General features: G+C 32.9%; 12 protein-coding genes and 3 pseudogenes. 11 read left to right on the top strand and 4 right to left on the bottom strand.

The annotated features are described in order from the left end of the window. The first annotated feature begins 14 nt into the window (after window positions 1-14). The 9 genes and pseudogenes from SO785_RS03215 to SO785_RS03175 form a co-directional block, all read left to right on the top strand. A complete protein-coding gene (locus tag SO785_RS03215) occupies window positions 15-194 on the top strand; it encodes a hypothetical protein (RefSeq protein ID WP_003547446.1) in 180 nt (59 codons plus the stop codon). Between the two features lie 27 nt (window positions 195-221). Next, complete coding sequence (locus SO785_RS03210) at window positions 222-1,151, top strand: flavodoxin (protein ID WP_307777204.1); 930 nt, start codon at window positions 222-224, stop codon at window positions 1,149-1,151. 128 nt (window positions 1,152-1,279) lie between these two features. Beyond that, complete coding sequence (locus tag SO785_RS03205) at window positions 1,280-1,834, top strand: metal-dependent hydrolase (RefSeq protein WP_011254344.1); 555 nt, start codon at window positions 1,280-1,282, stop codon at window positions 1,832-1,834. Window positions 1,835-1,948: 114 nt separating this feature from the next. Continuing rightward, a complete protein-coding gene (locus SO785_RS03200) occupies window positions 1,949-2,296 on the top strand; it encodes an NADPH-dependent FMN reductase family protein (RefSeq protein ID WP_003547449.1) in 348 nt (115 codons plus the stop codon). Then, window positions 2,233-2,451, top strand: coding sequence for a flavodoxin (locus SO785_RS03195; protein WP_003547450.1), 219 nt, complete (start codon window positions 2,233-2,235; stop codon window positions 2,449-2,451). Before SO785_RS03200 ends, SO785_RS03195 begins: the two co-directional genes overlap by 64 nt. A 32-nt stretch (window positions 2,452-2,483) precedes the next feature. Beyond that, window positions 2,484-3,266 (top strand): ferredoxin reductase domain-containing protein, encoded by a 783-nt coding sequence (locus SO785_RS03190; RefSeq protein WP_225852588.1) that lies wholly within the window; start codon window positions 2,484-2,486, stop codon window positions 3,264-3,266. Further along, window positions 3,254-3,715, top strand: a pseudogene (locus SO785_RS03185) (zinc-binding dehydrogenase); the annotation flags it as partial. The gene SO785_RS03190 and the pseudogene SO785_RS03185, both read left to right, overlap by 13 nt. 462 nt (window positions 3,716-4,177) lie before the next feature. Next, window positions 4,178-5,548 (top strand): APC family permease, encoded by a 1,371-nt coding sequence (locus tag SO785_RS03180; protein ID WP_003547458.1) that lies wholly within the window; start codon window positions 4,178-4,180, stop codon window positions 5,546-5,548. A gap of 268 nt (window positions 5,549-5,816) precedes the next feature. Then, window positions 5,817-5,975: pseudogene (locus tag SO785_RS03175) on the top strand (alpha/beta hydrolase); the annotation flags it as partial. Here the strand turns inward: SO785_RS03175 and SO785_RS03170 are convergent. Further along, window positions 5,953-6,502, bottom strand: a pseudogene (locus tag SO785_RS03170) (pyrroline-5-carboxylate reductase family protein). The pseudogenes SO785_RS03175 and SO785_RS03170 overlap by 23 nt on opposite strands. A 246-nt stretch (window positions 6,503-6,748) precedes the next feature. Further along, a complete protein-coding gene (locus tag SO785_RS03165) occupies window positions 6,749-6,973 on the bottom strand; it encodes a hypothetical protein (protein ID WP_003547466.1) in 225 nt (74 codons plus the stop codon). A gap of 390 nt (window positions 6,974-7,363) precedes the next feature. On the opposite strand from SO785_RS03165, the gene SO785_RS03160 reads away from it, so the two are divergent. Then, complete coding sequence (locus SO785_RS03160; RefSeq protein WP_003547468.1) at window positions 7,364-8,392, top strand: YeiH family protein; 1,029 nt, start codon at window positions 7,364-7,366, stop codon at window positions 8,390-8,392. A 217-nt stretch (window positions 8,393-8,609) separates the two neighbouring features. Here the strand turns inward: SO785_RS03160 and SO785_RS03155 are convergent, their stop codons facing one another. Together SO785_RS03155 and plsY are read right to left on the bottom strand one after the other, a co-directional pair. Then, window positions 8,610-9,179: a hypothetical protein gene (locus tag SO785_RS03155; protein WP_003547471.1), complete on the bottom strand. Its 570-nt coding sequence runs from the start codon at window positions 9,177-9,179 to the stop codon at window positions 8,610-8,612. 233 nt (window positions 9,180-9,412) lie between these two features. Further along, on the bottom strand, window positions 9,413-10,048 hold the full coding sequence (plsY, locus tag SO785_RS03150) for a glycerol-3-phosphate 1-O-acyltransferase PlsY (RefSeq protein ID WP_003547474.1): 636 nt from the start codon (window positions 10,046-10,048) through the stop codon (window positions 9,413-9,415). A gap of 96 nt (window positions 10,049-10,144) precedes the next feature. On the opposite strand from plsY, the gene parE reads away from it, so the two are divergent. Beyond that, window positions 10,145-12,091, top strand: a complete 1,947-nt coding sequence (gene parE, locus SO785_RS03145; protein WP_003547476.1) for a DNA topoisomerase IV subunit B — start codon at window positions 10,145-10,147, stop codon at window positions 12,089-12,091. The last annotated feature ends 19 nt before the right edge of the window (window positions 12,092-12,110 follow it).

Below are 12,110 nucleotides of genomic sequence, written 5' to 3'. Positions count from 1 at the left end.
AAGAGAACAAGAAAATGAAACATAAGACCTTCAAAAAGATCCTTGTTGCAGGATTAGGATTTTTGGCAGCTGCTTCATTATTTAGTTTTGGTAAGCAACCAACCCAAGTGCAAGCTGCTAAAAAGTCATCAAGCAGTTTAATTATTTATTTCTCAAAGACTGGTAATACTGCTCGTGCAACCCGTCAAATTTAAAAAGAGACTGGCGGTAGATTATTAAGAATTACTTCTAAGAAAGCATATCCTAATGACTACGATGCCACTACTCGAGTAGCACAAAGCCAAATTCGTAGAAATATTCACCCAGCAATCAAGACCAAGTTTCCAAGTATTAAGAGATACAGACACATCTACATTGGTTATCCAACTTGGTGGGGTCAACCACCAATGATCATTCATACTTTGTTTGAGCGTTACAATTTCAAAGGTAAGACAATCACCCCATTCACAACTAGTGCTGAATCACCAATGTCAAGTTCAATGCCAGTAATAGGTCGTTTGGCTAAGAAAGACAAAGCTAAATTAACCAAAGGTTACAGATACACTACAAACAGTGGACTTCACAACTTCTTAGTCAACATCGGTGCCGTTAAAAGAAGTAAAAAGGCTAAGAGCTCCAAAGCTCCAACCCAAAGCCGAATTTCAGCTACCAATGTAACTACTCCGAATCCTACTGACAGCAAGAGTTTAGTTGTTTACTTCTCAATGTCTGGTCAAACCCAAAGAGTAGCTGAAGAAATTCAAAGATTGACTAATGCAAACATCTTTAGAATTCAAGCATCTGATCCTTATCCAACCACTTACGATGGTTATGCACAACGTGGTGACAATGAACGCAGAAACAATATTCATCCGGCAATCAGAGGGACCATTCCTAACTGGAATCAATACTTAACCATCTACGTTGGCTTCCCAACTTGGCGGCAGCAACCACCAATAATTATCCACACTTTGTTTGATAATTATTCATTCCGTGGTAAGACCATCGTTCCATTTACAACTAGTATGGAAACACCCATGAGCAGTTCAATGCCATACATCAGAAAAATGGCTAAGTCTAAGAATGCTAAACGTGTAATTAATGGTTTCAGATACGACAACAATAATGCTGAGCTTATAAGCTATCTCAGAAGAAACAAATTAATTAGATAATAAAATTAATAAAGGTACTTAACCTAATTTATATTATGCTGAGTACTTTTTTATATAGCCAAGTACTAAAAGGTATTTGGCCTTTTTGTATGTTACAATAAGAACAGAGGTTTAGGGAGGTGAAGAAAGTGCTAACTCGATCACATAGACTTTTTAGTATTGCTGTAGTAGAACTAGGATTAATTGCAACTGATACCTTTTTGACTAATCCAGTTTCTAATGTTGTCTTATTATTAGCAACTGGAGTTGGTGCTTCTTTGCCAGACATAGATGAATACAATAGTACAACTAGTAGAAAATCACCGATCAACTTTAGTCTTTTTTTACGTCATCGCGGTATTACTCATTCTCTTCTGGGCTGGATTATTTTCTCTACCATTCTATATTTTTGCATGAACCACTTTTCACCAATTGCATTATCAATGTCTAAATCACCTAATTATTGGGAAAGTATCTGGTTAGGACTAGTAATTGGATATTTACTTCATTTAATTGAAGATAGCTTCAGTCGACAAGGAGTTGCATGGTTAATGCCATTTTCTAAAAAGAAAAGGTACAGAAAATTTTTACATTATAAAGTTGGTGGAGCTTTTGAAAAAGCTATAACGCTTCTTGCTACATTAAGCATTGTACTAATGTCTATTTATTGGTTATTAATTCTCTTTAGATTACCTAAAATATAATTTATTGCTATTTTTTAAAGGAATACTAGTATAAATGAAAAGCAATTTTCTAGAAACATCTTATCCTGTATATTGTATTTACCATGATAAATATAAGTAGAGAAAGGAAAAAAGATGCGTAACAGAATAATTGCTTTTTTCAGTGTAATCGTTGTTATAGTTGCCGCAATCATCGGCTTTAACGTTTACCGTAATTCACAAAATCAAAATGAGTCTACATCTAACCCGACTAATAGTTCATCTTCAACTAATGTAAAGAAAAATGGTAAAGTACTAGTAGTTTACCTTTCAAGAACTAAAGGTGTATACGGTGGTGGTTTAACACGTGGGAACACCGCAAGAGTGGCTGACTTTATTCAAGAAAAAACTAAAGGTGATACTTACGAAATTATTCCTAAGTGGCACAAGGTGAACAAAAGCAAAATGCTCGTCCTGCTATCAAGAATGCTTTACCAAATGTAAAGAAGTATCAAACAGTATTTATCGGTGTACCAATTTGGTGGGGAGAATATCCAATGATTGTTCGCACATTCATCGATAATGTTAACTTGAATGGTAAAACTGTCATTCCATTTACTACTGCTGAAGGATCAGGCTTAGGTAACACTACCGATTAATGATTTTGGCAATCTTTTTCCTATCAGGCTGGTTGTCAGATAGATTACATTGGGCAAAACAACTGAAAAGCAGAACCAGTAAGATAGTTAATCACCAAGTTTCTGTTTGGATTCACCGTTTGAACTTTGTAGTCATTGCACTAATTTGGTTACATGTTAACGTAATTCCAAGAATTGCTAATGTCCCGTATTTTACGATTGTTTTTGACATTTACACTGTGATTTTTATAGCAATTTACTTCTACAAAAAATTCATTACTGATGCAGATATGAAAAACAGTGGCGAAGTCATTGTTAACGAATCTTTAACTACCAATATTCAAAAATTATCTTTAAAATTAAACAAATATGCTAAAGTATACAAGGCTGGAGATTTTTACTTTCTTTCATTTAGACAAAAGGGAAAATCGACTGAGTTTCATCCATTTTCTGTAGCTTCTAAACCAAAGAAAGATCAGTTAAATTTTATTGTTCATAAAGTAGGCGATTTTACTAAAAATATCGATCAATATTCTGTAGGGACAAAAGTTTATTTAGAGGGACTATATGGTTTATTCGATCAAGAGGTAAAAGATGCTTCAGGACCAATTATTTTATATACGTTAGGAACTGGAATTGCACCGTTATTAAGTCTAGCTCAAGAATATACTGATCAAAAAAAGCTTCATTTAATTTGGTCAACTAATAATCAAGAAGATTACTTTACTGAAGAAATGAAAACATTACAGAATAAGGGACTAAAAGTTGATAAAAAGCAACACCGTTATTCTATAGATGAACTGAAACAGATAATTTCTAATAGAGAATTATCTTAATGAGTCACCATGAGGATCGTGCAAAATTAGGTCGCGAATTTGGTGCAACTGATATTGTTTCTGAACGTGGCGACGAAGCAATTGAAAAAGTTTTGGAATTAACTAACGGTGTAGGTGTTGATGCAGTTCAAGAATGTGTAGGTGCGGTTAGGGCTATTGAACAGGCTGGTAAGATTGCTCGTCCGGGCGTGGTAATTGGTCGTGTGGGTGTTCCTCAAACAGAACCATCGTCAAATACTTTATTCTGGAAGAATACTGGTCTTCGCGGTGGTATTGCTAATGTTACTACCTATGACAAGAGCATTTTTGTAAAGGCTGTTCTTGAAGGTGATATTAACCCAAGCAAGGTATTTACTAAACGTTTTGACTTAGATCACATTCAAGAAGCATATGAAGCTATGGATAAACGTGAAGCTATTAAGTCACTAATCATTGTTGCTGATAAGTAAAATATTTTTTAAGTCACTATAATATGGCTTTTTTCTTTTTATCTAGTATACAAATTACGTATAGCCTCATGCTAATTTGGTAATTTTATTAAGCCATCAATACCTCTATACTATTTCCTGTAGTTAAGAATTAAAGAATAAAAATGAAAGGAAATAATAATGACAAAAAATGTAGCTATTATCGGAGCAAATGGTCAAATTGCGCGCTTAGTTGAAAAAATCATCGAAAATCGGCTACTTATAGTAAAGAAAGTATTGGCTTCGCGGATCCAGCTACTCAGGGTTCAGATAAACCAGTATATTAAAAATAAAGTTTAGTAGTTTTTTCCTCAATATTCTTGTATACATATCCTAAATATAGACACATCCCTAATAAAATTATAATTAGAGATGTGTTTTTTTATTTTATTGCATAAATACTGCTAAAATAGAGATGGAGGATTATAAGAATCGAGGCTTATCATGAAAAATTCAAATGGAAAACCCAAGAAATTATCCTTCATTTCCATATATTTCTTAGGTATTAATGCAGTAATTGGTTCAGGTACTTTTCTACTTCCTGCGCAAATATACCATGATATGAATCTAATGGCTATATTTGTTTTACTATGTACTGCGGTAACTGTGTCAATGATTGCTTTATGTTATGCTGATTTATCCAGCAGATTTAAAGGTTCAGGAGCTGCTTGGTTATATGCATACCACGCTTTTGGAAGGTTTACAGGCTATGAACTAGGTATATTTACATGGTTCCTAGGTTGCTGTACATTGGGTGCCGAAATCGTTGCACTTTTAACGACACTAAAGAGTTTTTGGCCAGCACTAAATAATTCAATAGTATATTATGCAATTGCTTTAGGGTTACTTTTATTATTCTCAATAATCAACTTTTTTGGTCGTTCTTTAGTAAAAGTGGTAAATAATATCTCAGCAGCTGCCAAAATGGTCACTTTGATTGTATTTATTGTCGTAGGTGCATTCTTTATTCGCCAAGCCAATTTTTCACCTGTTATTCCAGCAGCTGCAACCAAAGGAGCAGTTCCATTTTTACAACACTTTGGAGCTGCCTTTACGCCGATATTTTATTTATTTACAGGATTTTCATTTATTCCAATTGCGGCTCGTCAAATGAATAACCCAGAAAAAAATATTCCTAGAGTTCTAATAGCAGTTATGGTTAGTGTAACTATTCTAGATTGTCTAATGATGATTGTAGCTATTGGTCTTGTTGGTGATAAATTAGGTACATACTCTACACCTTTGGCTAGCGCATTAGAGCATGGTGTTGGTAAATGGGGATATTCATTTATTATTGTTGGTATGCTTATCTCTATATTTGGTGTTGCATTTTCTGCATCATTTAATGCACCATCTTTAATAGCTTCACTTTCAAATGAACATAAGCTTTTACCAGCATGGGTAGGCAAAAAGAATAAACATGATGCTCCATGGGTAGGAATTATAATGACCGCTGTTTTAACAGGGATATTTGTAACTCAATCATATCTTTTTTTAGTATCATGTACTGTTCTGGCTTCATTTATTCAATACGTACCATCTATTTTAGCTGTAATTAAATTTAAGCACAGTAATGAATTTCCTAATCATGGATTTTCATTACCGGGAAAATATACTATTCCAACTATTGCATTAATCGTTTCATGCTATATGGTAACTAATTTTACTCCGTTAACTTTGTTAGTAGGAGTGGTAGTTGCAGCAATTGGTGCTGTATTATACTTCTTTATTGATAGAAGCCCAGCTATGAAGAAAAAAGAAAAAATGCATCAGGAATTTTTGAATGAATTAAGACATAACGAAATTAAATTTTAAAAATAAAAACTATCGAAAAATCTTATTCGATAGTTTTTATTTACTTTGATTTTTAAAATGTAAGGTTAATGATGATATGAGAAAAAATGTTTTTTTAATAGCAGCTCTTATAATTGCACTATTTTTAAATGTGTGTATTAATTCGATACCTACCTTCAATATAAAAACAACTAAAAAAACGTTAATTACGTCAATACCAACTTTATTTTTTCATGGTGGTTCATCTTATCATGCTGAGAAACATATGGTAGAGGCAGCTAAGAAAGCTGTAGATAACATATCTTCTTTATCTCTGAAATATTTGGTAGCTAATCGAGCCAAATATCATCGTGTTGTTGAAATTAAAGGTAGGAATGCTCAGCATTCTAGGTTACACAATAATTCTCAAGTAGATAAAATATTAATCAAATTCTTGTGGGATAAATAATTGTATATCTAAAACCATGCTTTTCTAAACTAGCTACTCCTTGAATTGTAGTACCACCAGGTGAGCAGACTTGATCTCGTAAAATCGCTGGTGCAATTTTAGTCTCATAAGCTAAATTAGCTGAACCTTTTACCATATTTGCTGCTAAAGTGTTAGCCTGATCCCGTGACAATCCATTAAGTACACCTGCATCCCCAAGTGCATCAAGAAAGATATCTACAAAAGCAGGACCATAACCGCTAATCGTTCCCACATTGATCTAAAAAATCTATAATTATTTGACGTTTGCTTTGATTAATTTTTTCAGGCATAAATAGACCAATAGTTCCGGTATTAACTGCGACAGGAATATTAGCAATTAAGTCAGATAAGGTATTAACTAACTCGAAATCTAATTTTTCAGCTAACTTTGACACCCTTGGATTAACTGGATTTTCAGCAATAATATAATTTTCAGGATTATTCTTAAGACCTTTAATAATTGCACTACCCATGTGTCCCACACCAATCACAGCAATCGTTGTCATAGTATTATCTTTCTCCTTTTTAACTCTATCTTGGTATTAAATACTTTTAACTCTAATTAGAAACGTTTGTTTGTATAAATAAAAATATACCAAGCATATGATCAAATTGAAAGATAATCTTATAAAATTGCTGTTTAATCAACCTATGCGATCAATTTATAAGAAGCAGGAATAAACTAATTCATATTTAGTTGAGAAAGATTCGTCAAACTGGTGTGGTAGCTTATATTTTTCCAACCTAAGCAATTAAACAAACGATAAGAATAAGTATCCACTACGCAGTCCATACATATCAGCCGTTTCAAATCCAATACCATGAATAGATGGAATTTCTTTACGTGATTTTTGTTTATCTTGTTCTTGGGCTAATTCTAAATTATAAGCAAAATCATCTTTAAAATAAGTAGCTACATTTTTAATAGTTTGCGTTTTTTCAGTATAAAAACCAGCAGGAGTAATTAGTTTGCTCATCTTTTCACTTTTATATTTAAAATATTTTTAGGTAATAATCAGTACTTGGATAAAGAGAATGAAGAGCTTTATCTACATTTTTTCAATTAGTATTTTGAATTAAAATTATTTGACCAAATAATTTCCCAATCCACTAACCAGTGGGATCCATGTGATCATGTATATTGTCGTAAAGTTGATTTAAAGTTATTTTTTTCATATCTATTACTCATGTCCATATAAAAATTCTTATATTATCTCTAACTAACTTAATTATAGTATTTTTTAAGAAATGTTAAAGAAAGAGACACAATGTCACTAATACGCAAATATTGTGATATTATGAGCAATGTAATCAAACAAAGTTCGGGGACTTTGTAAAGCAACTTTTTACATTTGGAGGTTTTATTATTGGAGATTGTCAAAACTAAATCATTTAGATTAGCTGTTGCTATGACCTTAATGTGTTCTATTGCTGGAATTTATTTAGCAAAATTGCCATATGCTAACATAATTGGGGCATTGGTATTAGCACTTCTGTTAGGTATTCTCATGCAATTAGCACCAGAGAAGATGCGTAAAGAAGCTTCAAGTGGTATGAGTTTTATTTCAAATAAATTCTTAAGATTAGGAATTATCTTACTAGGATTTAGACTTGATTTAGAAAAACTAGCTGCTGCAGGAGTCAAAACCATTTTAGTTGCCGCTCTTGCTGTTGCAGGGACTATTACATTAACTTACTGGCTTAGTCGCAAATTTGGTGCAGAAGATGAATTGGCATTTTTATCAGCATGTGGATGTGGTGTCTGCGGTGCAGCAGCCGTAATGGGGGTTTCTCCTCAAATTACAGCTGCTAGTGAAGAGAGAAAAAGAGAGAATGAAGTTTTAGCAGTAGCGGTTGTCTGTGTGATGGGTACAGTTTTTACTTTATTAGAAATTGGACTTAAGCCAGTTCTTGGTTTAACTGATTCTCAATTCGGCATTGTTGCCGGTGGTTCTTTGCACGAAATTGCTCATGCGGTTGCTTCAGGTGGTGCATTTGGTAATATCAGTTTAGATAGTGCATTAATCATGAAACTATCTCGTGTAATTCTTTTAGCACCTGTGGCATTAATTATCGGCTATTTATACCAACGCCGCACAGCTAAGGTAAGTACAATTGACAGTACTACAAAGACTGGCAAATTGCCAATTCCTTGGTTCTTAGGAGGATTTATTTTAACCAGTGTTTTAGGTACTTACTTACCATTCTCTACTAGTTTATTAGATGCTTTAGTACAAGTAGCCTACATCTTTTTAGGAATGGCTATGGCCGCATTGGGCATTTCTGTAAACTTCAAAGTTATCTTTAAGCGAGGAGGAGCTGTATTTGGTGCTGCCGCAATTAGTTCTACTTGTTTATTGATTTTCATGATTATTATGAGTAAATTATTCTTTTAAATTAAGAATCTAAAATATAAAAAGAGGCGACATGATTATCGCCTCTTTTTATATCACCTAATATCTCTATATCTTAAACTCTCAACTCAACTTTTTTATATTAGTGTTTATTCACTAACATTCTCCCCAAAACATAAAAATTTTAGATATATTCATCACTTTCTAAGACATTTTACCAAAATATGATAGTATATTGTATCTTTTATTTTTAAATATTTTAGTTTACACTTGTATCTGTATTTAAAGTATCATCAAAGAAAATTATTAAATCCTTTGGATCAAATTTTGAATCAGAATATAAAGTCAAAAATTTTTTAATACTTGAACTATATTCAATATTATTTTCATATTTACTAATAGAATATACTTTTTCTAAACTAGTACGTGTAGCAGGGTAAATTGTGTTTTTAACCGGTAACCCTGATGCATTAGTTCTAATATCATTAAAAATATGTGATTCATTTGTATTATTCAATTGAATAAGTAAATTAGCAACCCTTTGAATCTCTTTCTCTTTATTATGTACTATTGGTAAAAGAAGTAAGGAAACTTCAGTAATGTCCATATCAGACTCAGTCCAAAACTTGTAATACAGCTTATTAAAGTTTTCACTTTTTTGTGACAATAACCAATTATAATAGATCTCTAAAATCTTAATAGTTTTTCTTACATTAAAAATATAAAAATTACTATAACTAAATTGCTGAAATTTTCTGGTTATGCCAAAAAACAATTTTCTGCAGCAATCCAAATCTTCAGCAGTTAATTTTTCAAATTGCTGGGTCATCTTTATTACTCCTATCTATATTATTTGTATTGCATTTACATTTATATAATAGATTTATAAGATAATATGATAATAAGATACTTCACATACTTATTATAAAATGATTTGATAATTTGTTAATTAAAATGTTACTTAAGAAGCATTATTCTTTCTTGCGAACTTTTGTTTGCGTATGTATAATAATTTAAGTAACAAAAAAACAACAAGTAACTGATACTTGTTGTTTTTAAATATTACTTTGATTTAGTATGTTTATTTTTTAGCCAATATACTACACCGAAGGGCACCATATTTTCTTGATGTTTTTCAATTCTAGCTATATTACTTCTATGGCTCCAGTAAATTAAGATTACAAGCAATCCACTGATAATGCTTAAGGCAATATCATGGAAGAAAAAAGAAGCAATAAAAATTAAAACTACTGAAATCAAACTGGTTAATGAAACCATACTTGTGATAAATAAAATAGGGATAAAGATTACTGCACAAATCAAAAAGAAGTGTACATTATATCCAAGCAAAAATCCTGCCGATGTTGCTACAGCTTTGCCACCTTTAAATTTTAAAAAGATAGGAAAAGCATGGCCTAAAATAGCAACTAATCCAAAGATCAAGCAAAGATAATGTGGTCCTAGATTAAAGATAACTGGTATTAAAGTTGCCAGCGTACCTTTGAAAAAATCAATTAAAAAAACTATGATTCCAGCAACTGGACCTAATACTCTAAATGTATTAGTTGTTCCGATGTTGCCTGACCCATATTTTCTAATATCTTTATAAAAAAAGATCTTTCCTACTACCACACCAGCCGGAAATGATCCTAGCAAGTATGCTAAAATAAACAACGATGCAAATTTTAAAGCAAACATATTTAACAACTCCTATTAATCTATCGCTATTTTAGCAAAGATTATCTTTTAAATATACGGTAGTTGTTGAATAAATGAACAAGTGGAGGAATTTTAGTGGCAAAAGCTAATACTTATGATGATTCTTCAATTCAAATTTTACATGGACTAGAAGCAGTCCGTAAAAGACCTGGTATGTATATCGGATCAACCGATATACATGGTCTTAATCAACTGGTTTATGAAATCGTCGATAATTCAGTCGATGAAGCTATGGCCGGTTTTGGTAAAGAAATTGATGTAACAATCCATAAAGACAATAGTATAACTATAAGAGACTTCGGGCGCGGTATGCCAACAGGTATGCACAAATCAGGAAAACCCACTATAGAAGTTATTCTGACTGTACTTCATGCCGGAGGTAAATTTACTGAACAAAATTACAAAACTTCAGGTGGTTTACACGGGGTAGGTTCATCTGTAGTTAATGCTTTATCCAGTTATATGAAAGTACGTGTAGTACGTGATGGGAAAGCATATGAAGAAGAATTCCAAAATGGTGGGCATCCAGTAGGTACACTTAAATGTCTAGGAAAAACAAGTGATCCAACTGGTACAACTATTACTTTTAAACCCGATGATACAGTTTTTTCTACAACTAAGTATAAGTACGAAACAATTCAAGAGCGAATTCGTGAATCTGCCTTTTTGCTTAAGGGCGTTAAGTTTGTATTAACGGATGAACGTACTCCTGAACATCATGATGTTTTCCAATACGACGACGGAATAAAATCATTTGTATCATATCTTAATGAAGGCAAAGGAACCATTAGTAATGTTTTCTATTTTGAAGGAAAACAAGACGGAATGGAAATTGAATTTTCTGGTCAATATAGTGATGGATATTCTGAGAATTTAGTATCATTTGTAAACAATGTACGTACTGGTGATGGTGGTACACATGAATCAGGTGCTCGCAGTGGCTTTACTCGTGCCTTTAATGATTATGCTAAAAAACAAGGTCTTCTTGGAAAAAAAGATAAAAACATTGATGGTTCAGACTATCGCGAAGGGTTAAGTGCTGTTTTATCAATTAAAATTCCTGAAGAATTACTTGAATTTGAAGGACAAACAAAAGGAAAATTAGGTACTCCTCAAGCACGTTCTGCAGTAGATTCATTAGTGTATGAAAAGATGTCATATTACTTAATGGAAAATGGTGAATTAGCCCAGGAACTGGTTAAGAAGGCTCAAAGAGCAAGGGATGCACGTGAAGCAGCTAAAAAAGCTAGAGACGAAAGTAGAAATGGTAAAAAGAGACGGAAAAAAGAAGTCCTTTCAGGTAAACTAACCCCTGCACAATCCCGTAACCCTAAGAAAAATGAATTATTCTTAGTCGAAGGTGATTCAGCTGGTGGATCTGCTAAGCAAGGACGTGATAGACGCTTCCAAGCTATCCTGCCACTTCGAGGCAAAGTCCTTAATACACAAAAAGCTAAATTGCAAGACATCTTCAAGAATGAAGAAATTAATACTATGATTTATACCATTGGTGCTGGCGTAGGAACAGAATTTAATGTTGATGATTCTAACTACGATAAAGTTATTATTATGACTGATGCAGATGATGATGGTGCACATATTCAAATCTTGCTTTTAACTTTCTTCTATCGCTACATGCGTCCAATGATTGAACAAGGCAAAGTGTACATTGCTTTACCTCCACTTTATCGTCTACAAAAAGGGCGCGGAAAAAATGTTGAAATTCAATATGCTTGGACAGATGAAGAACTGGCGGAAGACGAAAAGAAGATGGGCCGAGGATATTCTCTTCAAAGATTCAAAGGTTTGGGTGAAATGAACGCTGAACAACTTTGGCAAACTACGATGAATCCTGAATCTAGAATGTTAATCAGAGTAAAAATTGATGATGCAGCTCTTGCGGAACGTCGTGTTACTACTTTAATGGGTGACAAGGTTGCTGCAAGAAGAAAATGGATCGAAGAAAATGTTAAATTTAGAATGGGCGAAGATAGCTCCATTCTAGAATCCGAAGATGAATAATAAATAATAAAAGAAGGGT

Origin of the sequence: Lactobacillus acidophilus (assembly GCF_034298135.1) — a bacterium.
Lineage (GTDB): Bacteria > Bacillota > Bacilli > Lactobacillales > Lactobacillaceae > Lactobacillus > Lactobacillus acidophilus.
Note: the sequence above shows the minus strand (reverse complement) of the source record. Positions and strands in the feature narration are given on the sequence as shown.

Bases quoted from the DNA above. Each gene is read 5' to 3' on its own strand.
- SO785_RS03215 (WP_003547446.1), top strand. From the start codon at position 15: ATGAAACATAAGACCTTCAAAAAGATCCTTGTTGCAGGATTAGGATTT.
- SO785_RS03200 (WP_003547449.1), top strand. From the start codon at position 1,949: ATGCGTAACAGAATAATTGCTTTTTTCAGTGTAATCGTTGTTATAGTT.
- SO785_RS03180 (WP_003547458.1), top strand. From the start codon at position 4,178: ATGAAAAATTCAAATGGAAAACCCAAGAAATTATCCTTCATTTCCATA.
- SO785_RS03165 (WP_003547466.1), bottom strand. From the start codon at position 6,973: ATGAGCAAACTAATTACTCCTGCTGGTTTTTATACTGAAAAAACGCAA.
- SO785_RS03155 (WP_003547471.1), bottom strand. From the start codon at position 9,179: ATGACCCAGCAATTTGAAAAATTAACTGCTGAAGATTTGGATTGCTGC.
- plsY (WP_003547474.1), bottom strand. From the start codon at position 10,048: ATGTTTGCTTTAAAATTTGCATCGTTGTTTATTTTAGCATACTTGCTA.